Origin of the sequence: Tunturiibacter psychrotolerans, assembly GCF_051013365.1 — a bacterium.
Taxonomy (GTDB): Bacteria; Acidobacteriota; Terriglobia; order Terriglobales; family Acidobacteriaceae; genus Edaphobacter; species Edaphobacter psychrotolerans_A.
This window is the reverse complement of the sequence record NZ_CP132941.1, coordinates 3667490-3690669: the sequence shown is the minus strand read 5'-3', so window position 1 is coordinate 3690669 and position 23180 is coordinate 3667490. Positions and strand designations below refer to the sequence as shown.

General features: G+C 58.9%; 19 protein-coding genes and 1 tRNA gene. 15 read left to right on the top strand and 5 right to left on the bottom strand.

Translation table 11 applies throughout. The annotated features are described in order from the left end of the window. Positions 1-306 precede the first annotated feature (306 nt). Both dcp and RBB76_RS15420 read right to left on the bottom strand, forming a co-directional pair. Entirely contained in the window at positions 307-2472 is a 2166-nt protein-coding gene (gene dcp / locus RBB76_RS15425; RefSeq protein ID WP_429629939.1) for a peptidyl-dipeptidase Dcp, read from the bottom strand. 196 nt (positions 2473-2668) lie between these two features. Then, positions 2669-3889, bottom strand: a complete 1221-nt coding sequence (locus tag RBB76_RS15420) for a cytochrome c3 family protein (RefSeq protein WP_429629941.1) — start codon at positions 3887-3889, stop codon at positions 2669-2671. Positions 3890-3971: 82 nt separating this feature from the next. Between RBB76_RS15420 and RBB76_RS15415 the strand changes: the two genes are divergently transcribed. The 6 genes from RBB76_RS15415 to RBB76_RS15390 all read left to right on the top strand — a co-directional run bounded on the left by RBB76_RS15415 (position 3972) and on the right by RBB76_RS15390 (position 9412). Next, complete coding sequence (locus tag RBB76_RS15415; RefSeq protein ID WP_429629943.1) at positions 3972-4484, top strand: YidH family protein; 513 nt, start codon at positions 3972-3974, stop codon at positions 4482-4484. Between the two features lie 215 nt (positions 4485-4699). Next, positions 4700-4996: a DUF503 domain-containing protein gene (locus RBB76_RS15410; RefSeq protein ID WP_429629944.1), complete on the top strand. Its 297-nt coding sequence runs from the start codon at positions 4700-4702 to the stop codon at positions 4994-4996. A gap of 99 nt (positions 4997-5095) precedes the next feature. Continuing rightward, the gene (rbfA, locus tag RBB76_RS15405) at positions 5096-5506 is read left to right on the top strand and encodes a 30S ribosome-binding factor RbfA (protein ID WP_429629946.1); all 411 of its coding nucleotides are present in this window, start codon (positions 5096-5098) and stop codon (positions 5504-5506) included. Beyond that, positions 5503-6501, top strand: coding sequence for a DHH family phosphoesterase (locus RBB76_RS15400; protein WP_429629948.1), 999 nt, complete (start codon positions 5503-5505; stop codon positions 6499-6501). The genes rbfA and RBB76_RS15400 overlap by 4 nt, the downstream gene beginning before the upstream one ends. A gap of 27 nt (positions 6502-6528) precedes the next feature. Continuing rightward, the gene (locus tag RBB76_RS15395; protein WP_429629950.1) at positions 6529-8361 is read left to right on the top strand and encodes an ArnT family glycosyltransferase; all 1833 of its coding nucleotides are present in this window, start codon (positions 6529-6531) and stop codon (positions 8359-8361) included. A gap of 61 nt (positions 8362-8422) precedes the next feature. After that, positions 8423-9412 (top strand): GNAT family N-acetyltransferase, encoded by a 990-nt coding sequence (locus RBB76_RS15390; RefSeq protein WP_429629952.1) that lies wholly within the window; start codon positions 8423-8425, stop codon positions 9410-9412. Between the two features lie 41 nt (positions 9413-9453). Here RBB76_RS15390 and RBB76_RS15385 read toward each other — a convergent pair whose 3' ends face one another. Beyond that, the gene (locus RBB76_RS15385; RefSeq protein ID WP_429629953.1) at positions 9454-9723 is read right to left on the bottom strand and encodes a DUF2277 domain-containing protein; all 270 of its coding nucleotides are present in this window, start codon (positions 9721-9723) and stop codon (positions 9454-9456) included. Positions 9724-9761: 38 nt separating this feature from the next. Next, positions 9762-11288, bottom strand: a complete 1527-nt coding sequence (gene guaB / locus RBB76_RS15380; RefSeq protein WP_429629955.1) for an IMP dehydrogenase — start codon at positions 11286-11288, stop codon at positions 9762-9764. 362 nt (positions 11289-11650) lie between these two features. Between guaB and rimP the strand changes: the two genes are divergently transcribed. The 9 genes from rimP (at position 11651) to RBB76_RS15335 (ending at position 21896) form a co-directional block, all read left to right on the top strand. Beyond that, positions 11651-12232 (top strand): ribosome maturation factor RimP, encoded by a 582-nt coding sequence (gene rimP, locus RBB76_RS15375; protein ID WP_429629957.1) that lies wholly within the window; start codon positions 11651-11653, stop codon positions 12230-12232. 92 nt (positions 12233-12324) lie between these two features. Beyond that, complete coding sequence (gene nusA, locus RBB76_RS15370) at positions 12325-13923, top strand: transcription termination factor NusA (protein ID WP_429629959.1); 1599 nt, start codon at positions 12325-12327, stop codon at positions 13921-13923. A 136-nt stretch (positions 13924-14059) separates the two neighbouring features. Next, entirely contained in the window at positions 14060-17251 is a 3192-nt protein-coding gene (gene infB, locus RBB76_RS15365; RefSeq protein WP_429629961.1) for a translation initiation factor IF-2, read from the top strand. A 575-nt stretch (positions 17252-17826) separates the two neighbouring features. Next, on the top strand, positions 17827-19038 hold the full coding sequence (locus RBB76_RS15360) for a M24 family metallopeptidase (protein WP_429629963.1): 1212 nt from the start codon (positions 17827-17829) through the stop codon (positions 19036-19038). 116 nt (positions 19039-19154) lie between these two features. After that, positions 19155-19517 (top strand): DUF6677 family protein, encoded by a 363-nt coding sequence (locus tag RBB76_RS15355; protein ID WP_433963437.1) that lies wholly within the window; start codon positions 19155-19157, stop codon positions 19515-19517. After that, positions 19514-19690, top strand: coding sequence for a hypothetical protein (locus RBB76_RS15350; RefSeq protein ID WP_353066339.1), 177 nt, complete (start codon positions 19514-19516; stop codon positions 19688-19690). The genes RBB76_RS15355 and RBB76_RS15350 overlap by 4 nt, the downstream gene beginning before the upstream one ends. A 106-nt stretch (positions 19691-19796) precedes the next feature. Continuing rightward, positions 19797-19880, top strand: a tRNA-Leu gene (locus tag RBB76_RS15345). A gap of 42 nt (positions 19881-19922) precedes the next feature. After that, positions 19923-20240: a DUF3467 domain-containing protein gene (locus RBB76_RS15340; protein WP_429629967.1), complete on the top strand. Its 318-nt coding sequence runs from the start codon at positions 19923-19925 to the stop codon at positions 20238-20240. A 3-nt stretch (positions 20241-20243) separates the two neighbouring features. Beyond that, the gene (locus RBB76_RS15335; RefSeq protein WP_429629969.1) at positions 20244-21896 is read left to right on the top strand and encodes an ArnT family glycosyltransferase; all 1653 of its coding nucleotides are present in this window, start codon (positions 20244-20246) and stop codon (positions 21894-21896) included. A 343-nt stretch (positions 21897-22239) separates the two neighbouring features. On the opposite strand, the gene RBB76_RS15330 is transcribed toward RBB76_RS15335, so the two are convergent. Continuing rightward, positions 22240-23148 carry a LysR family transcriptional regulator gene (locus RBB76_RS15330; protein ID WP_429629971.1) on the bottom strand — a complete coding sequence of 303 codons (909 nt, stop codon included), beginning with the start codon at positions 23146-23148 and terminating at the stop codon, positions 22240-22242. Between the last annotated feature and the right edge of the window lie 32 nt (positions 23149-23180).

The following is a 23180-nucleotide window of genomic DNA, read 5'->3' as shown; positions in this document are numbered from 1 at the left end:
TTGCCTGAAAGGAGGCATTTGCAAAGACACAGGTGCAGCACGGCGAACCCGCGGTAGCAACGCCGAGGCAACTGCGAAACTTAAACTTCGGAACAGGTGAAATTCAGTTTGCTATGTGAACTTGGAATGAAAATGAGCATATCTGAAGTTGTCAAAATTGCGAAGAGAATTCGTCGTCTTCACGCAACTTCTCATCGACGCTCCGCAAACCACTTAAGCCACGCCGCCCACCCATAAGAAAAAGCCGCTTGCATCATCTACGCAAGCGGCTCATCCTCTACTTCGTCTGCTCGTCGCGGACGCAGCCTACTTCGCAGCCTTCACCAGCCCGCGATACTTCAGCATCGGCTCAACGTTCGGCGCGCTGCCTAGCCACGCCTCATACATCTTCGCCAGATCCTCCGTATTCCCACGCGACAGAACCATCTTCCGGAACCGGTCCCCATTCGCACGCGTCATCCCGCCATGATCCTGGAACCATTGGTACGCATCATCATCCAGCATCTCGCTCCAAAGATACGCATAGTATCCGGCCGCATATCCCCCGCCCCAGATATGCGAAAAGTAGCTCGACCGGTACCGTGGCGGAACATAGCTCAACGTAAATCCCTTCTTCGCCAGAGCAGCCTTTTCAAACGCATCCGGATCCTGCAACCCATCGCTCACCGGCAGCGTGTGCCACTGCATATCCAGTTCAGCCGCAGCCACAAGCTCCGTCAACAGATAACCCTGGTTGAAATCCGCAGCTTTCTTAATCTTCGTCGCCAGTTCCTCCGGCATCGCCGCGCCCGTCTTATAGTGCTTCGCATAGTGTGCGAACACCGCGGGATAAGTCGCCCAATGCTCATTGAACTGCGACGGAAACTCCACAAAGTCCCGCGGCACCGAAGTCCCCGACAAACTCGGATACTCCGTATCGGCCAGCATCCCATGCAGCGCATGTCCAAACTCGTGGAACATCGTAACCGCATCACTGAAGCTGATCAGCGCAGGCTCACCCGCCGCAGGCTTCGGCAGATTCGCAACGTTATAAATCACCGGTAGCCTGCCCATCAGCTTCGACTGGTCCACGAAGCTGCTCATCCACGCACCACCGTTCTTGTTATCGCGCTTGTAGTAGTCGCAATAGAACAACGCCAGCGGCTTCCCATCCCCGTCGAACACCTCGAATACCCGCACATCCGGATTCCACACCGGAATATCCTTCCGCTCCTTGAAGCTCAACCCATACAACTGCTCGGCTGCATAAAACACGCCATTCTCAAGCACATTGTTCAGCTCAAAGTAAGGCCGCACCTGAGCGTCGTCGATGTCGTACTTCGCCTTCCTCACCTGCTCGGAATAAAACTCCCAATCCCAGGGCTCAACCGAAAACCCACCCTTCTGAGCATCGATCACACCCTGAATATCCTTCGCCTCATCCGCCGCATTCGCCGTCGCAGGAGCCACCAGCGCATCCATAAACTTCAGCGCGTTATCCGGCGTCTTCGCCATCTGGTCTTCCAGCTTCCAGCCTGCGTAGGTGTCATGCCCCAGCAGTTTGCCCTTCTCCGCACGCAACTGCGCCAGCCTCGCAATCGTCGAACGTGTGTCATTCGCATCGCCGCGCTCAGTCCGCGTCCACGAGTTCTCAAATATCGCCTGCCGCGTACCCCTCACACTCAACGAAGAAAGAACGGGCTGCTGCGTCGTGTTCTGCAGCGGAAGCACATACCCATCCTTCTTCCGCTCCTTCGCCGCCGCCTCCGCCCCGCCCAAAGCTCCCGCCATCAGACCCGCAAGCGCCGCCTTATCCGTCGTCGCGTACGCCGCGTCCTTGGTCCCCGCCAGCACCTTGCTACGGAAGCCGTTCGACAACGTCGACTCTTCTTCATTCAGCTTCTTCAGCTTTTCTTTATCCGCCTCCGAAAGGTTCGCTCCGGCATGCACAAAATCCCTGTACCTCACCTCCACCAGCCGCAGCCCCTCCGGGCTCAGCTTCAGCGAGGCCCTCGCCTCGTACACCGCTGCCACACGGCGAAACAACTTCTCATTCAAATAAATCGCATCCCGGTGCGCTGCCAGCTTCGGAGCCAGCACCTCCTGCAGCTTCTCCAGCTCAGGATTCGTGTTCGCCCCCGTCACGCCATCGAACGCAGCCTGCGCCCGCTGAAACAGCTGCCCCGTCTTCTCCATCGCGACAATCGTATTCTCAAACGTAGGCGCAGCCGGATTATCCGCGATGGCTTGAATCTCCTTCAACTCCTCGGCCATCCCGGCTTCAATCGCCGGCTCGTAATCGCTGTCCTTAATCTTGTCGAAAGGTGGTGCCTCGAACGGCAGCGTACTCTTCGCATAAAACGGATTCGACGGACCAAACCCGGCATCCTTCGCGCTCATCGTCGCGCCCTGTGCACTACTCACACTCACCCCCAAAAACGCTCCGAGACTCATCGCCAAAGACACACGCCGCACCAAATCCGCTCGCCTCATCCATATCTCCATACTTCCTCAATCGCAATCCAAACCCAAATTGTAGAGGATTTCCCCTCCTCCAACATTCACAACTCCGCGTACTTCACAACCCTGCCACTGCCGTTGCATTTCTTGTTGTCGTCCCCGCAGGGGATCTGCGGTTGTTCTTGCCGTTGCATCTCCTACTGTCAACCAATCGACAAGCCCACAGCAACTAATTCGCCACCCGCCACGGAGAAGCACTCTTCCACCCACTCAACTCCTTCGTAGCCCAACCGGTCGATTTATCCGCATGACAAGAAGTACAAGGATTCGGAATCCCCGACTGCTCCGTCTCAATCGGAGTGATGAACCGGAACGTATGCGCGCTCACAGCGTTGTCCTTAATCGTCTGTTCAATCTTCGGCATATGGCACGCCACACACTCACTCCCTTTGCTCCCCGCCGCATGATGCGTATGCTCGCTCACCGTCCCCTTCAATCCCGCAGGATTGTCCTTCGTATGGCACGTAAGACAAACAGCATTCCCTCTCGCAATCAGGTTCGAAACATTCTCGTTACTGTGAACCTGATGACAGTCAAAGCATCGGATCTGCCGGTGATACATATTGCTCTGCACAAAATCATTTCCCTGCATCCTGTTCTTGTGCGCCGTCAGGTCCGCATACTGGAAGAAGTTCGTTACCCCCGGCTTCAACTCCTCCAGCCTCCAAAAATCCGCCAACCTCTCTCCCGGCACAAATCCAACCGGCCAATCAAAGTACTTCCCTCCAATCGGATTCGCAACCGGCCGCCCCTGACTGTGGCATTGAATACAGGTGTCATTCCCCCGCACGTAATCAAGCATCCCTGGATTCACAATGTTCTGCGTCGTCGGATGCGCCACATGTAAACTCCCCGGCCCATGGCACTTCTCGCACCCAACATTCCACTCCGTCACCTGCTTGGTGTCCACGTTGTAGTTCACCGAGTGACAGCCATCGCACGTCGGTCCCGTCGGACGGTCAAAGTTACTCGGCCCATAAAACGGCAGCCACCAGTCTGTCCCCGTCTCCGCGTGATACGGCAGCCACCGGCCCTTCTTCACATCCCACTGCGCCGGCTCCGGATAATAGTCATCTCCACGCTTGGTGAAAAACCTCTGCTTCCATCGGCTCCCATACACAAACGCCACATCCCCGATCCCAAACGTAACCAGCGGATCAGCATGACTGAAATCCGCCAGCACAGCCTCCGGATGCACCTTCGGATCCCGCACCACATTCGCCATTCGCGTCTGCTTCCAACTGTTGTACGTCGCAGTGTGGCAACTCTTACAACTCTCCGAGCCCACAAAATGAGCACCCGGCCCCTCCGCCCGAGCCGCATCCGGCAGCAACAACGCCGAACAGATCACCCAAAAGGCGATCAACCCAACGACCGCCCATCTCCTCAAGCAAGCCTCCACTTGTCGCCGATCCCAACCCCACATAGTTCTTCAATATAAGCAACCGACGTCCGCAAGTTGTCACAACCTCGTGTCGGCAAACGATCCCAAACAGCGCCTCACGCAGCACCAGCAAATCACCACAACTCGACCACAACCCACCACCAAAAAGCCACAACTCGCCACCCTCCGACGGCTGCCTTACAATCCCACCATGCCGACTCCACCCCAGCCAGCCGAACAGGACCCTCGCGTCTACTTCGCCGCCGAGCGAACCTTCCTCGCCTGGATCCGCACCGGCCTCGGCCTCATGGGAATCGGCTTCGCAGTCAGCCGCTTCGGCCTCTTCCTGCGCCAGATTTCCGCCGTCGAGTCCCACCTCCCCGCCCGCACCACTGGCCTCTCCCTCTGGTCCGGCGTCCTTCTGGTTGCACTCGGAGTCATCGTCAACCTCAGCGCCGTCTACCGCCACGTCCAGTTGATCCAGGAGCTAAGCTCCGGCACCTGGCGACCCGGACGCGTCTCCCGCGACGCCGTCGTCCTAGGCCTCCTGTTGGCCGCTGCCGGAGTAGCCATGGCCATCTACCTGATGCTCGTCCGCTGAAGATAAAGAGGGGGTACTTGACAAAAAGATCGCCACAAAACCATCAGGTATCGAGCAGCGCACACTCTGAACATCCGTCGTAAGCCGTTTACTTCCAATATTTTGCAGGCAACCCCTTTCGATGGAATATTTTACAGCCACAACCCTCCGTAGAGATAACAAAACAAAAGACTTCCCTGCAAAATACCCTAAGGAAGAGGGGGGGTACCAAGACCATGCCCGTAGCCAAACTCACCATCGAACTCGAAATTCCCCACGCCCAGTCCCTAAAAGACCGACGCCAGGTCTTACGCTCCATGAAGGATAAACTCCGCCACAGCTTCAACTTATCCATTGCGGAGCTGGACGACGGCATGGTCTGGAACCGCGCCACACTGGGAATCGCCGCCATCTCCTCCTCTACCAGCTATCTCACCGGCCAACTCCACCAGATCGACAACGCCGTCCACCGCATAGCCGCCGCCCTAAGTGCCGAAATCACTGACTCTTACGCCGAAATCCTCCCCGAATGACAGCGCAATCCACAAGAAATCCTGCCGAAATCATCCCCAAGCACTAGGTGGAACGGCCCATCTTTGATATCCTCAACCGTTCGCCCCAGTCAAAATCATATGCCCGAGCAGCGCGCCAGAACCTACCATCGCAACCGTGTCGCCAACACCTTCTCCGAAGAGATCGGAGCCATGCTCGAAGGAGAACTCTCCGATCCACGAATCGCCCCCAGCTACGTCACCGAAGTCGTCCTCGCACCCGGCGGCAAATCCGCCCGCATCTTCGTAGCCGTCCACGGTAACGAGGAGGAAGAAGCCTCCACCCTCGAAGGCCTCACCACCGCCCGGGCCTACATCCGCTCCCAACTCCGCGACCGCATGGGCGTACGCCACGTCCCAGAGCTGAGCTTCGCCATCGACCGGTCCGAGAAGATGACCGGACGCATGGACGAGCTTCTCGCCCGCACCCGCAAGCGTGAGCAGAAGCGGACCCTCTCCGAACCGGTCCCAGGGGCGCCTCCCAAATCATGACCCCTCAAGCACAGCTCCTCGAGCCTAAGCCCCACGTAGCCCGGATTGACGATCTGCTCACGATCTTCCGGTCCCATCCCCGCTTCCTCCTCGCCTCGCACACTCGCCCCGACGGTGACGCCATCGGCTCCGTCCTTGCCCTCGCCGAGGTGCTCGACCAACTCGGCTGTCAGGCCGACATCGTCTTCGCCGACCCCATCCCCTCCTCCTACACCACCCTCCCCAACATCGGCCGAATCCATCACACCCCCTCCGCGAACGATGTAGACCCCTCCGGCACCACCCCCGCCATCCTCCTCGAGTGCGACGGCATCGTCCGCACAGGCCTTCTCGGTCTCGAAGGCCGAACTCTCATTAACATCGACCACCACGCGAGCGGCCGACCCTTCGCCTCAGTGAATTGGATCGATGAGCACGCCTGCGCCGTTGCCGCCATGGTTTACCACATCGCCGTCTCTGCAAACGTCGAGATCACGCCCTCCATGGCAACATGCCTATACGCTGGCATCCTCTCTGACACCGGAACCTTCACCTACTCCAGCACGAACGCCGAAACCTTCGCTCTGGTCCATCATCTCGCCGCCTGCGGAGCCAATCCCAGCCAGATCGCTCGCGACATCTACCTCTCGAACCCCGCCAGCAAGATCCGCCTGCTCGGCATCGCCCTCTCCAATCTCCAGTGCGACGACGACCTTGCCTGGACCTGGGTCACCAGTGAAGATATGGACCGCATCGGCGCCATCGCAGAGGACTGCGAAGGGGTCGTCAACTATCTCATCAGCATCGCCGGGGTCGAATCAGCGGTCTTTCTCCGTGAGGTTCCCAACGCCGACCAGTTTCGACTCAGCATCCGCAGCAAAGGCAAGACCGACGTGGCCCAGATCGCCGAACTCTTCGGTGGCGGAGGCCATCGCAACGCCAGCGGATGCACCCTCGATGGCCCCCTCCCGGTCGCTCTCGAGCAGATCCTAACCCAGCTTCGGACAGGACTCTGATAGCCTTGTCTCGCTCCTCTTAGAAAAATGGACGATATCCAACAGCCCGCCGACTCCGGCGCAAGGAATGGCAGCGCCACTGCGATGTGGTTCCGGCAGTATCTTCAGCTACCCTCCGCCACAACGGTTCGCGAGTTTGTCATCCTCTTCGTCGTCACCATTTTTCTTCTGCTCTTCGGTCTGGTCCCCGTCTTCGGAGGCGATCAACTCGGCCTGGTCGGCGCGGACGAGCCACGATACGCCCAGGTAGCCCGCGAGATGCTCACGGCGCACTCCCAGGCCTGCCACGACGTCGACGCTAAGATGGTCCCCCGCAGCCTTCGCCTGGAAGACATTCGCAACTCGTTCCACTGCATAGCCGGCGGCACAGTCACCCCCATCCTCTACGGCAAGCCGTGGCTCGAAAAGCCCGCCCTCTACTACTGGCGCGCTATGAGCTTCTTCAAAGAGTTCGGCGTCTCCGACTGGACAGCACGTCTTCCCTCTTCCTCTGGAGCCCTTGCTCTTGTCGTACTCATCTTCCTCCACATGCGGCGCTTCCGGCCCGGCGGTCACCTCGACGCAGCCCTGATCACCGCCTCCTGCGTCGCAATCGTCAGCTTCGCCCGCGGCGCCTCCACCGACATGCAGCTCGCAGCGCCCTTCTGCATCGGTATGCTCGGCTGGTACGCCTGGTACGAAACCGGCAAAAAGTTCTGGCTCTTCGACCTTTACTTCTTCGGCGCAGCCGCCACGCTCGCCAAAGGCCCTGTCGCTCCCTTCCTCGCACTCTCAATCATTCTTCTATTTGCCGGACTTCGCCGCGAGTGGTCCCTCCTCCGCCGTACCATCTGGATCCCCGGCGTTGTGCTCTACCTGGTCATGGTTTTGCCCTGGTACATCGCCGTCCAAAAGCGTAACCCAACCTTCTACCGCCTCTTTTTTCTCGAACATAACCTAGAGCGCTTCGCCACCAACCGCTACCAGCACCACCAACCGTTCTGGTACTACGTCGCGATCGCCCTCATCGGCCTGATGCCCTGGACCGTCATGGCCATCCGAGCCCTGGTCGACTCCGTCGAAGTCTCCATCGCCGAATGGAAGGTCCGTCACAACCCGCAGCGTTACCTCGGACACACTCGCGCCGGAGACGCCTTTCCCGAATTTCTCGTCCTCTGGGCGATCTTCCCTATCGTCTTCTTCTCTTTCTCTGGCTCCAAGCTTCCCGGCTACATTCTCCCTTCTATTCCTCCAATCACCATTCTCACGGCCGACTACCTCAACCGAAGTCGCCGCACCGGTCTGCCACAATGGCTCATCTGGGCTCACGCCGCCACCTGCGGCCTTCTGGTCTTCGTCCTTGCCCTCGCTCCCCAGCACATGAAGTACGAGACTCTCGTACCCTCCGCGCAATGGCTGCTGATCGCGGGGGCCGCCGCCATTGCCTTCGGAGCCATCGTCTTCCTGACGATCCGTCGCTGGGGGATCCCGCAGGTATGCACCGTAACGTTGCTTCCGATCCTCGCGACCCTCGTCTTTCTCCTCGGCTTCTACGGCAAAGAGCTCGACATGAACTACTCTGCCCGGCCGCTCGCCCGCGAGATCCAACAGCAGGCGCCCGACGTGAAGCTCGTCGCCACCGACATAAAGCGCGACATGGACTACGGCCTCGCCTTCTATCGCAACCAGCCCATGATCCACTACAGCACCGACGGCGTTCCAAACGCGGAACACATCCTTGTCATCCGCGCCAGCGACGCCGGAGACCTCGATCGTTGGCTCACCGGACGCGTCTATAAGCCCTTATTCCTATACGAATCGCAGGGCATCGAAGTCTACCGCGTCTACGCCAACCCCCAGGCAACCACAATTCAACCCTGACCGGGTGCCCGACCTAACACTCACCCATCCCACGAAAATTCCTATAAGCTCGACGAAAGGTATGGCCGTCGCGACTCAACTCGAGATACTGGACCTTCGCCACTTCTCGGCGCGCCAGCTTCGTCCTCTGCTCGAAACCGAGTCGCGCGTCTGGGAGCAGCGCCTCCGCTGGAACTATCAAAGCTCCACCGAACTCCTCCTGCAATATCTCGACTCCCGCATCCTGCCCGGCTTTGTTGCGCTCGACCGCGGGCGCATCTGTGGTTTTACCTTCTGCGTCTACGAAGGCCAAAAAGCTGTAGTCGGTGATGCCTTCGCCGTCGGAAACGACACCGCGCAGATGCTCCAAACCACACAGACCCTGCTCCACCAGCTCCTGCAGCTCCTGCAACACTCTCCCGGAATCCATCGCATCGAGTCGCAGCTACTCCTCTACGACGCAGGCTCAATCAACGAAGCCTTTCTCGCCGCAGGTTTTTCCATGTATCCCCGCCTCTTCATGGAATACAACCTCGACAAGACTTCACATTCGCCTCAGGCGCGAAACGAACTTAATCTCCCACCCAACATCGATCTGCTGCGCTGGTCTACAGACCACTATCAGGCCGCAGCCGAACTCATCCATGAGTGTTATCTGGGCCACATCGACGCCCGCATCAACGATCAATACTGCTCCCTGCACGGCTCACTTCGCTTCCTGCATAACATCGTCCGATTCCCCGGCTGCGGCGTCTTTGAACCCGATGCCTCTTGGGTCCTCCGCGATCGCAGCAACGGTGCCCTCGTCGGAATGTTGTTATGTTCACGCGTAGCCAGTGATGTCGCCCACATCACCCAACTGTGCATCGCACCAGGCTGGCGCGGACACGGGCTTGGCCGAGCCGTGCTCGACTTCTGCTCCAACCATCTCGCCCGCGCCGGCTTTGCCGCCATCACATTGACAGTCACCGAGGCCAATCAGCAGGCTGTCAAGCTATACAAGACCCGTGGCTTCTTCATCCGTCATCGCTTCGACGCCATGGTCCTCGACCGAAACCACCCGACAACGTAAGCCTCATCGCCGAAGGCGTAATCACCAACAAGCAGACAGAATCAAACCGCAAATCTCTCCGCAGAGCGAGCCTTCTTCTTAGCCGCCTCTTCCTCTCGATCCTTCGGAGGCGCATTCGTCTCGAGCGAAGCCAGAAGCCGGCCCGAAATCAGCGATATCTCATCCACCGCGGACTGAAAAGCAACTTCATTCGCCTTCGACGGTTTGGTAAAACCGCTGATCTTTCTCACAAACTGGAGCGACGCATCGCGGATCTCGTCTTCCGTCACCGGCGGATCGAAGTTGAACAGGTTTTTGATATTCCTGCACATAAGCTCACCTCAAAGCACGGACGCCTCGCAGTCGAACCCTATTCCACGTGATAGTTCGGCGCCTCACGCGTGATGATCACATCATGAACATGGCTCTCTCGCAACCCGGCATTTGAAATCCGGATGAACCGCGCATTCGCCTGCAACTCCGCGATCGACCCGCACCCCAGATAACCCATCCCCGAGCGCAAACCGCCAACAAGCTGATACACCATCCCCTCAAGCGGTCCACGATGCGGCACGCGCCCCTCAATACCTTCCGGCACAAACTTCGCCAGCCGATTCGAGCCGCCGTTCTCACGAGCCGTCAGCGACGGACGCTCCGTGCTCGCAGCATCCTCCATATCGCCCTTGCCCTGAAAGTACCGCTCGCCAGACCCCTGCGCCATCGCCGACAGCGAACCCATCCCGCGATACGCCTTGAACGAACGCCCCTGATAAAGAATCGTCTCCCCAGGACTCTCGTCCACCCCAGCAAACAACGATCCCATCATCACCACACTCGCGCCCGCCGCAATCGCCTTCGTCACATCACCCGAGTATTTAATCCCGCCATCTGCAATAATCGGAATCCCCCGCTCCTGCCCCGCGCGAAACGCCTCCGAAATAGCCGTAATCTGCGGCATCCCAGCGCCCGTCACCATGCGCGTCGTGCAGATCGATCCCGGCCCAATCCCAACCTTCACCGCATCGGCTCCCGCATCCATCAGCGCAATCGCGCCGTCATACGTGGCGATATTTCCCGCAAGCAGATCAATCTGCGGAAACGCCTTCTTCACCGCAGCGACCGCTTCCAACACCCGCGAAGAGTGTCCATGCGCCGAGTCAATCGCCAGCGCATCCACCCTCGCCGCCACCAACGCCGCGGCCCGCTCCAGAAAATCCCCCGTAGCTCCAATCGCACCTGCAACCCGCAGTCGCCCCTGGCTGTCCTTCGACGCATTCGGATACTTCAACTTCTTCTGAATGTCTTTAACCGTAATCAAACCCTTCAGCTCGTACTCGTCATTGACCACCAGCAGCTTCTCGACGCGATGCTGATGCAGAATCTGCTCCGCCTGTTCCAGCGTCGTGCCTACAGGCACCGTAATCAGGTTCGCCTTCGTCATCACCGAATCAATCGTCAGGTCGGTCCGCGAAACAAACCGCAGATCGCGATTCGTCAAAATTCCCACCAGCTTCTTGTTCTTCGTCACCGGCACGCCAGAGATCTTGTACCGTCGCATCACCTCAAGGGCGTCCGCAATCGTCTGATCTGGCACCACGGTCACCGGGTCCACAATCATCCCGCTCTCCGACCGCTTCACCTTGTCGATCTCGCCCGCCTGCTGCTCAATCGTCAGATTCCGGTGCACCACACCCAAACCACCCTGCTGCGCCATCGCAATCGCCAGCCGGCCCTCGGTCACGGTATCCATCGCCGCCGACATCAGCGGAGTACTCAGCGTGATATTGCGTGTCAACTGAGTCTGCGTGCTCACCTGGGTCGGAACAACGTCGCTATAAGCAGGCACAAGGAGAACATCATCAAACGTAAGGGCTTCGGGTACGGGGGAGCTAATCATAATTTGTATAGGTTCCAATTGTTGATGGTTAAAGGCGAAAGGCTATGCGGCAGCAAGCCTGAATTTCGCGGAATTTCATTGATTGTAGAGTCGCATTCGACCCATAGCAAATTTAGATGGCCTAATTTCACTAAAGTTTCGCGGCCACTCCGCCTGCCGCCTCTGCCCGACCCAACAAGGCCATTGAATTACCGCAAAAGTAGATGTATCATCGGAGGTGCAGACGATTTTGTTCCGTCGTAAGAATGAGAGCCGTGACCGCACCGGTGATTTGACGGAAGAGATGAGTGGGCTAAAGCCCACTTTTTATTTGCTCTAAAGACGTTTGTGCACACGGGACCATTGCACCGGAAATAACGCTTATGGCAGTCCAGCTAGACCAAATTCGAGCAACAGCGGAGCGCGTCGCAGCCTCACACAACCTGGAACTCGTTGATGTGGAGTTTCAGGGCGGCGTCAAATTCCGCACCTTGCGCGTCTTTGTAGAAAAAAATGCGGTAGAACGGGCCAAACTCGCCGAACTCGCCGCCAGTGAAGCTGAATCGAATCTCCCGAAAGGTGTTCCGGTCGAACAACTCTCCGGGGTCACCCATGAGGATTGCGCTGTATTTGCACAGGATTTTGGCACCGTACTGGACGTAGAAGACCTGATCCCCGGGGCCGAGTACACCTTGGAGGTCTCCTCACCGGGACTAGAACGAAAGCTGTTCCGCCCCGAAGACTTTACCCGGTTTCAAGGCAGCCTGGTCAAACTCCAGACCTTTACGCCGGTGAATAAGAACAGGCAGTGGCAAGGCCGTCTGACCAAATTTTCAGACGGAGTACTTACGATCGACCTTTCTGCCGTCAAACAGAAGGGTAAAGCGAAGAAAGCTGTGACCGAGTCAACCGTCGACATCGCTTTAGCAAACGTCGAAAAGGCAAATCTGGTCGCGGAGATTTAGAAGCTGTTCTGTAGACAGTAGTTCTGAATGGTCACACCAACAAACAAGAAACAAACCCCGGGACCCCGGGGAAGAGCAAGGAAGAGTGAGCGATGGCAAGTGTTCTGTATCAATCGATTGAGACGTTAAGCCGCGATAAGGGAATCGAACCGGCCGTAGTGGTAGGCGCCGTCGAAGACGCCATCGCGCTCGCGACACGCAAGTACTACAAGACCCAGGAGAACATGCGCGCCGAGATGGACCGCGAAACCGGCGAGATCCGCGCCTACGTGTTCAAGACCGTTGTCGAGACCCCCGATCAGGTCGAAGACGACGTCAACCAGATGACCCTCGAACAGGCTCGCGAACTCGCGCCCGAAGTCGAAGTCGGCGGTGAACTGCGCTTCTATAAAGACACCACGCCCCTCGGTCGCATCGCGGCCCAGATGGCCAAGCAGGTTATCTTCCAGAAGGTCCGCGAAGCTGAGCGCGACACCGTTTTCAACGAGTACAACCACCGCGCGGGAGAAGTTCTCAACGCCACCGTCAAGCGCCTCGAACCCATGGACGTCATCTTCGATCTCGGCAAAGCCGAAGCCCGCATGCCCAAGCGCGAGCAGTCCCGCCTCGAGCAGTTCGCCGTCGGCGAGCGCGTCCGCGTGGTCCTGCTTCGCGTCGATCGCGCCGCCAAAGGCCCGCAGGTCATCGTCTCTCGTGCCGCCCCGGGTCTGGTTCAGAATCTCTTCCAGTCAGAAGTCCCCGAGATCTACGACGGCACCGTCAGCATCAAGGCCATCGCCCGCGAAGCCGGCGAACGCACCAAGATCGCCGTCATGAGCCGCGACAAAGATGTCGACCCGGTCGGCGCCTGCGTCGGCATGAAGGGCATGCGCGTCCAGTCCATCATCCGCGAGCTGCGCGGCGAAAAGATCGACATCATCGAGTACTCGGAGGAGATCACCACCTTCGCCGAAAAAGCCCTTCAGCCCGCCAAGGTCAGCCGCGTCTCCATCACCGACCTCGCCGACAAGCAGATCGAAGTCATCGTCGACGACACCCAGCTCTCTCTAGCCATCGGCAAAAAGGGCCAGAACGTCCGTCTCGCCGCCAAGCTCCTCCAGTGGAAGATCGACATCAAGAGCGAAGAGGAGAAGCGTCAAGAGGTCGAGAGCCAGATGCAGGCCATGAGCGGTGGTCCGACGACCCCGATCGAGCAGGTCTCCGAACTCGGCGAAGCCATCCTCGAGAAGCTCATCGCGGCCGGCATCACCACCGTCGAAGCACTCGCCGACATGACCCCAGAGCAGCTCGAAGAGGTCCCCGGCATCGGCGAAAAGACCGTCGAAAAGATCTCCGTCGCGGTTCGCCACTACTTTGGCCAGTACGAAGAAGGCGAAGAGCGTCCAGCCCCAGCCATCTCTGCAGCGTCCGAAACCGAAGTCTCAGAGCTATTGGAAGAAGGCTCCATGGAAAAGACACCCGAAGAGATTCTCGCTGCGGAAGCCGGTGTAGGCACCGCACATGAAGTCAACAACCTCTCCACCGAAGACATCGCCGACACCGAAGAAGCAGAATCGGCCAGCGATGCCTTCAGCGACAACGATGCACGAGAAGAACAAATCGAGTTGGATAACGACACCGTAGACACCCTGGTTGACGAAGCCCAGGAGAACTCCGATGAAGGTATCGACGATGGAAACGATCGTGGTTAGCCAGTACAACCACGCGCCACAGCATTCCCTGGATCGTGACGTCTCGAAATCCAGTGAGAGCACTTACAATAAAGACTCCTGCAACGATGAGGCTGCTATGAAGAGCTAACCGCGCAGGGCAAGCGAAAAGGGACGGATGAGCAAAGTTCGAATTAACGATCTGGCACGTGAACTGGAAGTAAAGAGCAGGCCTATTCTGGACGCCCTCGAAGCAATCGGCGTGTCTGGAAAGACCCATTCCAGCTCCATTGAAGCCGATCAGGCCGAAAAGGTCCGGGAATACTTCAAAAACGGCGGAAGAAGCGGTACCAGCCGGCAGCAGCAGCAGGCCGACAACAAGCCCAAGTTCGACCTCTCCAAGGTCTCTAAGCCCGGCGACGCACTCAAGGCCATCCTCGAGCGGAAACAAGCCGAGGCCACCGCGAAGGCCGCGCCACCGCCGCGCCCCACTGCCGTCGTTGCCGCTCCACCGGCAACCGCCGCCCCAGTCGCGGCCGCGCCGTCACGTGTCGTTGCAGCGCCAGCGCCTCCTTCTGCGCCGCCGGTCTCCTCAGCTGCGCAGTCTCAGGCAGCACCGCCGCCTCGCCGCATCGTGGTTCCTCTGCCTAGGCAGGGCGCAAACATTGTCGCTCCTGCCCCAGCTATCGCGAGCAGACTACCCGTCGGCCCCGTCATCGCGCGACCGCCAGCGACTGCTGCTCCTACCGCCGTCGCACCCACCGCTGAACACCCGGTCGGCGCCGCGTCCACAGCCGTGGTCTCTCCGCCAGTAACCAGGCCAGCGCCTCCGCCAACCACGCCGACTGAATCCGCGCCGGCGGCACCAAAGCCCCCGGTCCCGGCAATTCCGGCAGTGGAAGCCGCACCCGCTGCACCCGCCGTAGAAACCCCAGCCCCCGCAGCAGCGATCGAGCCTGAAACGGAAGCCGTACCCGCACCGCCGGCAACGCCTCCCGGCCCCCCCGCTCGTCGCGTCATCATGCCGCAGACCGGCCCACGCCCGATCTACACCGCACCTCCGGTCGCTCCCGGCACTCCACAGCGCGGTCGTCCCATCTTCGAACGTCCCCGTCCTCAGTCGCCCGGCGCTCCCGGCTCCCGTCCGATGTCCTCATCGGCTCCCGGCGCACGCCGTCCGATGCACCCCACCCGCACCTTCCCAGGCGGTCCCGGCGGCGCACCAGGCCGTCCCGGCTTCACTCCCGGCGCACGTCCGGGCTTCCCTGCTCGTCCCGGATTCGGTGCCCGCCCCGGCGGTGCCCCCGGCGGTGCTCCAGGTGTAATGCCGGGTCCTGGCGAAAAGCCGGGGATGCGCCCCGCAGCACGCCCCGCGTCACGCCGTGGCGGACAGCGCTACGAAAAGACCAAAGAAGGCCCCATGAAGGGCTTCCAGCCGCCACCACGTTTCGGCGGCGCTCAGGTCTCCCGCGAACCGGTGCCGATCACCCGCACCATCACGGTCACTGAAGGCATCAGCGTCAAGGATCTCGCCGAGAAGCTCGACGTTCGCGGCAAGGATCTCATCGCAACCCTCCTCATGAAGGGTGTCTTCGTCACCGTCAACCAGTCCCTCGAAGGCGAGCTGGTCAAAGACGTCGCCCGCCAGTTCGGCGCCGATGCCACCATCATCTCCGTCGAAGAGCAGCTCGAAAACGAGGCCATCGAAGGCTTCCTCGAAGACACCACCGGCATGGTCGAGGTCGTTCGCTCGCCCGTTGTCACTGTTATGGGCCACGTAGATCACGGTAAAACCTCGCTCCTCGACGCCATCCGATCCACCGACGTCGCAGGCGGCGAAGCCGGAGGCATCACTCAACACATCGGTGCCTACAAGGTCAAAATCACCAAGCCCGACTCTCCCGCCTTCGGTCGCGAGATCGTCTTCCTCGACACCCCTGGTCACGAAGCCTTCACCCGCATGCGTGCCCGCGGAGCCAAGGTCACCGACATCGTCGTCATCGTCGTCGCAGCAGACGACGGCGTCATGCCCCAAACCCTCGAGGCCATCGACCACGCCCGCGCCGCGAACGTGCCGATCATCGTCGCCGTCAACAAGATCGACAAGCCCGAGGCCAACCCCTCCAAGGTCATCCAGCAGCTCACCGCCCGCGGCCTTCAACCCTCCAACATGGGCGGCGACACCGAGTTCGTCGAAGTCTCCGCGAAGAAGCACATCAACCTCGACAAGCTCGAGGAGATGATCTGCCTCGTCGCCGACGTCAACGAACAGAAAGCCCAGCCCGACCGTCCCGCCGTCGGAACCGTCATCGAAGCCAAACTCGATCGTGGTCGCGGCGCCGTCGCCAGCATCCTCGTGCAGAACGGAACCCTCCGCACCGGAGACAGCTACATCGTCGGCAACACCTTCGGCAAGATCCGCGCCATGTTCGATGACCGCGGTCGTCCCATCACCGAAGCCGGTCCCTCCACCCCGGTCGAAATCCTCGGCCTCGAAGGCATGCCCGACGCAGGCGACACCTTCCTCGTCATGGCTGATCGCGACAAGGCCAAGGGCATCGCCCAATATCGCAAGATGAAGGAGCGCGAGGCACAACTCGCCAAGAGCTCCCGCGTCTCGCTCGAAGGCCTCGCCGAGCAGATCAAGCAGGCCGGCATGAAGGATCTCAACCTGATCCTCAAGGGCGACGTGCAAGGTTCGGTCGAGGTCCTCGCAGACTCGCTCCAGCGCATGTCCACCGAGAAGGTTCGCGTTCGCGTCCTTCACTCCGGCGTGGGCGCCATCACCGAGTCGGATGTGCTCCTAGCCTCCGCATCGAACGCCGTCGTCATCGGCTTCAACGTCCGGCCTGATCGCAAAGCCGGCGAAGTTGCCGAGCGCGAAAACGTTGAGATTCGTCTGCACTCGATCATCTATGAGCTGCAGGACGAGATCACCAAGGCGATGTACGGCCTCCTCGAACCTGTCTTCAAGGAGAACTACGCCGGCCGCGCCGAAGTGCTCAACGTCTTCAAGATCACGAAGGTCGGCCAGATCGCTGGCTGCCGCGTCACCGACGGTCTCATCAAACGCGATCAGCAGGTACGTCTCCTCCGCGAAGGCGCCGAAGTCTGGAAGGGCAAGATTGCCTCCCTCAAGCGCTTCAAGGACGATGTCTCCGAGGTCCGTCAGGGCGTCGAGTGCGGTATCGATCTCGCCGGCCACAAGGACATCCGTGTCGGCGACGTCATCGAGTCGTTCACCACCGAGACCCTCGCCGCCGAGCTTGGCCAGAACTCTGCCGCAGCCCGCAAAGCAGAGAAGGCCGAGAAGGAACGCGAAGCAGCCACCGCGGCCGCAGCCCACGCGGAAAACTCAGTCAACGCATAACCAATTCAATCAACCAAGAAACAGGCCGGGAGCAATCCCGGCCTCTTTATTTAAAATCACCCTCGCAGATTTTCAATCCCGTAGCACAGGTCTTAATCACGCGGGATATATCTACGCCTCAAAAATCGGCTCGCTGAAAGACTAAGACTCCACAGCCCTCAGCTTCTCCCCGTTCTTGACTTCTAGTAGCCAAGGCATTCGCCTTGTCCCCTTCTCCGCTTCAAGGTAGCCCAAACCTCTCACCTTTACGGCTCTTTTTGCTTCTAGGTAACCCAAGGCTTTAGCCTTGGGGCTCACAAGCATCCGCGCAGCGGCTTCCTCTCTGCCGAAGGCCGGAGCGAAGGCGCAGCCGCAGCGACTGATTCATTGCCTTTGCCGTTGTCTTTGCTCTCAGTAGTCACTCCGCTTTCCACAATCAAATCCTTGACACGCCTGATAACCTAAATTCATCAGAAGAAGCCCGGCCACCAGCCGGGCCTTCGCATTTAAGCCACGAAGACTTGACCAGTAAGTCCAGACTCATGTCTTCTGGTTTGAAGACTTTGCGCACTTTTCACCCAGGAGGGGGAGGTACCATGCCGGACACCATCACCGAGACCACGAGCGGCACCAAATTCGACCTCCACGCAATCCAGCAAGCCCTCCGAGAAAATAAAATCGACGGCTGGCTCTTCTACGATCACCACCACCGCGACCCCCTCGCCTACAGCATCCTCGGCCTCGACCCCAACGCCCACGTCACCCGCCGCTGGTTCTACCTCGTCCCCGCTCAGGGCGAGCCAAAAAAACTGGTCCATCGCATCGAAGCAGGTCGCCTCGACACGCTCCCCGGCACCAAGTCCGTCTACTCCTCCTGGCAGGAGCTGGAATCGCAACTCGAAACGCTCCTCACCGGCCAGAAGAGAATCGCAATGCAGTACTCTCCGCGCAACGCCATCATGTACGTCTCCATGGTGGACGCAGGCACCATCGAACTGCTCCGAAGTCTAGGCAAAGAGATTGTCACCTCAGCCGACCTGGTAAGCCACTTCGAAGCTGTTCTCACCGACGCACAACTCGCTACCCACTACGTCGCACAGAAACACATCGACGAGATCCTCTCTGCCGCATGGAGCGAGATCGGCACACGCGCACGATCCAATGGCACCGATGAGCACGCCATGGTGCAGTACCTGCAAGAGGCAATGGCGCGCACCGGCCTGGACTGGGAGCATGGCCCCAACGTCAGTGCCGGTCCCAACTCCGCCGACTCGCACTACGAACCCACCGCCGCCAACTCCCGCCCCATCCGCAAAGGCGACTTCGTCCTCATCGACATATGGGCCAAGCTCAAAGACAACCCATCCGCCGTCTGGTACGACATCACCTGGACCGGCGTTGTAGGCCGCGAACCCACCGAACGCGAGCAACTCATCTTCAACACCGTCCGCGATGCGCGCGATGCCTCCATCAAAGTCGTTCAGGACGCCTTCGCCACCAACCAACCCATCGCCGGCTGGAAGGCCGACGACGCCTCGCGCAACGTCATCCGTGCCGCAGGCTTCGCAGACTGGTTCACACACCGCACCGGCCACAACATCGGAACTGTCCTCCACGGCAACGGCGCACATCTCGACAATCTCGAGACCCACGACGAACGTCTCCTCCTGCCCAACACCTGCTTCTCCGTCGAGCCCGGCCTCTACTTCCCCGGCGAATTCGGCATCCGCAGCGAAATCGACATGATCGCCCGCAAAGGCAAGGCCGAGGTCACAGGCCGCATCCAAACCGAACTCGTGAGGATCTAGGTCCCGTTATGTCGGCCTTCTCAGGACCTCTGCTGGCGCCGCACAACCACCCTGTTATCATGAATAGAGCAATGGCCACCAACGTTTCAGCATCAACGCGCGCGCAAACTTCCTCCATGCCGACCATGGCGCTCATCGCAGGCTGGCTCATCCCCGGCGCTGGCCACCTCCTGCAGCGCAAATGGATTCGCGGCAGCCTCCTAATGGTCTCGATCGTTGCGATGTTCGCCATTGGCCTCGCGCTCAAAGGCAAGATCTACTCGCCCAATACCGGCGATCTGCTCGATATCCTTAACTTTGCCGGCGACCTCGGCAACGGCTTGCTCTACATCCTCGCCCGCATGCTCGATCTCGGCCAGGTCACGGTACAGGTTGCCACCGCCGACTACGGAACCAAATTCATGGTCGTCGCCGGCCTGCTCAATATCATCTCTGCCGTCGACGCACACTCGCTGGCCACCGGGAGGAAGCGCTCGTGACCATCTCTCACTTCGGAGCAGTCCTGCTCTTCTCCCTCTTCACCTCGATCGTCTTCGGCATTACCCAGCGCTCCGAGCCACGCATGATGATCCGCTTCGGAGCCTTCTGCTTCGTCCTCTTCGTCGGCGGCACCATCGCAGCCAGCTGGATCATGTGGCTGATCAAGCACTGATCGTTTCTCATGGCTGATAACGTTGCAAACAACACCCCTTTGCCATAGGCTGGTGGTGGCACTTTAGTTCTTCGCACACCATCATGGTGTCGCGCCCACGAAGAATGCGGGAGTGGCGAAATGGCAGACGCACTTGGTTTAGGTCCAAGCGGAGAAATCCGTGGGGGTTCGAGTCCCTTCTCCCGCACCAGATTCCAGTAATTGACAGCAATCCAACCCCGAAAGAGATTCGATGAGCCAGCAGAACCCCAATCAGCCGCAAGACAAGCAGCCCCAGCTCAAGCTCACCCACGCCGAAAACTACCGCGACGGCTACGCCAACAGCGTTCAAGTCCGCATGAGCGTATGGGACTTCTTCCTCGTCTTCGGCACCATGACCCAGGACATCCCCGACGAGTTAAACGTGAAGAACTTTCAGGGCATCTACCTCAGCCCCCAGCAGGCAAAGGCTCTCTGGAACGTGCTCGGCCACAATCTAGCACAGTACGAGCAGACGTTCGGCTCCATCACGCTCGAACAGCTCCCCCAGACCGAAGGCCCCATCAACTAAAGCGTGCAACCCCATCGCAGCATCGACGAAGACCGCCAGCAGCCGTTCGAGAATATTCCTCTCTGGATGCTCTATCCGCTCTTCTTCGTTGCGGTCTATCTCTCTCACTTCCGCCTCCTTCGTCTCCCCTACTTCTGGGACGAAGGAGGCTATTACATTCCCGCCGCGTGGGACTTCTTCCGCACCGGCACCCTCATCCCGCAGAGCACCATCACAAACGCTCACCCTCCGCTGCCGTCCATCCTTTTAGCAGGCTGGTGGCATCTCTCGGGATACGTCGTCAGCGGAACCCGCACGCTGGTCTGCATGGTTGCCGCGGCCGCTCTGCTGGGTGTCTACAAAATTGCAAAAGATCTCGCCAACTCCGCCGTAGCCGCAGTCACGGTCGTACTCACTGCCCTCTACCCAATCTGGTTTGCGCAAAGCACCCTAGCCCACGCTGACATCTTCGCCGCAGCATTTACCCTCTGGGGACTTAGTTTTTACTTCGAAGACGCAGATGCTGCAGTCCCACCCTCCGAGCCCGCGCTAAATCCGCTCTTCGCATCACTCATGTTTTCTCTAGCTGCACTCTCGAAAGAGACAGCAATCGTCACGCCCGCAGCTCTCGCGCTGTGGGAAGCAATTCTCTTCATAAAGAATCGAAGCGAACCTCTAGCCCGCAAACTCCGCTCAAGCTGGATCGTCGCTCTACTCGCCCCCGTCGTGCCACTCGCCGCGTGGTATGTGTATCACTATCACCGCACCGGCTTTGTCTTCGGCAATCCTGAGTTCCTTCGCTACAACGCCACCGCAAATCTGGACGCCTATCGCATCGTCCTTTGTCTCTGGCATCGCCTGCTACATCTGTTCGCGCACATGAACATGTTTGTTCCTGTGGTGTGCATGCTGGCTGCAGCCTTCGTCCCGGTCGCTGACTCGAATAAGCGCCTCCCCATTCCTCGGCAAGCGCTCTATGCGATCGGCGTCATCCTTCTCGCGAATTGGATCGCGTTCTCCATCCTCGGCGGCGCGCTTCTCACACGTTATCTCCTGCCGATGTATCCGCTCATCCTCCTCGTCTGCGTCAACACATGGCGTCGCCGCATCCCTCAGCGCTGGCTCGTCATCGCCATGCTCACCGCCGCAGCCTTCCTCTCTGCCATCTGGATCAACCCACCCTACGCCTTTGCCCCTGAGGACAATCTCACCTACCGCGACTTCGTCGTTCTGCACCAGCAGGCAGTTCGTTTTATCGACCTTCACTACCCCGACGCGACAGTCCTCACTGCCTGGCCTGCAACCTCCGAACTGAATCGCCCCGAACTCGGTTACACGAATCACCCCATCAAAACCACGCCGATCCTGAACTTCTCGCTTGAGCAGGTCCAGAGAGCCGCAACCGACCCTGGAAGCTACGACGTCGCCCTCATCTTCTCCACCAAATGGGCGCCTTTGGCAAAGCAGATCAATCTCGGCCGCCAAAACGAGTCAGCAGACACAAAGTACTTCGACTTCCATCGCGACCTCTCTCCTTCTGAAATCGCAACTCTGCTTCATGGCGAAGTCGTCTGGCAAGCACGCCGAAAAGGCGAGTGGGCCGCTGTTCTCCACTTCCCTCGTATCGTCGAAGCCACACTCTTTCCGCCGCAAAACCCGGGGATAGCTATACGCTAGAGAAAATTCAACCCCTGAGATAAAAACTGAACCAGCTCGGAACACCTCTCGGACGCTGCTGCCTGTTCGATGTGTCACGCTTCAGCGGGTGGCTGTCGCGCTCACGCAATTGTCGTTCTGATTGATCTCGGAAAATCGAAATGACGAGCAGAGAAAATGTTTAAGACGGACTGTCCAGAATTCTTCTTGCCGAAACCTGTTTTCAGAGAACTACGGAATGCCACTTGTCCGAGAAGACGGCTATTCGGCCAAGTAGATAAGTTCCAGTTCGCCGGCAACGCGGGAATTGGCGGCTTGACAGCCGTACGGTGTCTTAACACGAGGCGCTCGCGCCCCAACCCGTCTAACGCGTTAAAGGTTCCTTGAATGGGCCTAATTTTTCTAGAGAGAACGATCTGAAGTTGTCTACGACTGCCGTTCGAAATCGTTTACTCACGGCGATACCAATTTCAGACATCGGTATCCGGTCCAAAATCTCACAAGCGACGACAGAAGCGACACTATGTTTGACGGCCGATGCGGGCAGAATGGTAATACCCATGCGTGAATCGACAAGTGAGATCAGAGTTGGCATCTCTCCCGCGGTCTGGGAAACAGTGGGAACAATCCCGGCATCGCGAAGTATCCCGAAGATCAAATCATAGAAGCCAGGGGCATCGGTACGCTCATACATCACAAAGTCTTGACCCGCTAATTCACTGAGGCGCACTCGTTTTCTTTTTGCTAGTTTATGGGACGCGGGTACGACGAGTACGAAGGGTTCGCGATGCACTGTGACAACATCGAGAGCCGAGTTCTCACCAATCGGCAGACGAAGAAATCCAATGTCCAGCGACCCGGTCTCCAGCATCTGTACCTGCTCTGCCGTGAGAATATTGCGCAACGAGAACCCTACGTCAGGGTTTAACTCTCTATACTGACGAACGATACCGGGCACAATCTCCCTTCCCGCCGTTGAGATGAAGCCGATCCGCAACAATCCCAGTTTCCCGTTGGCAGCCAGCCTCGCCCTGCGAACCCCTTGCTCCAATTGCGACAGCGCCGCAGCGGCATCATCGCGAAAAGCGAAACCAGCAGCAGTGAGCGTTGTTTTGCGTCGGTTCCGCTCGAAGAGTCGAACCCCGACCTCCTCCTCAAGAGCTCGTATCTGAAGGCTTAAGGCTGGTTGGCTGAGATGAATCAACTGCGCAGTACGGCCGAAGTGCAGAGTCTCTGCTACAGAGAGAAACGACCGAATTTGACGAAATTCCATAACTCTTCTTATTGTCCAGACTAATCACTCTA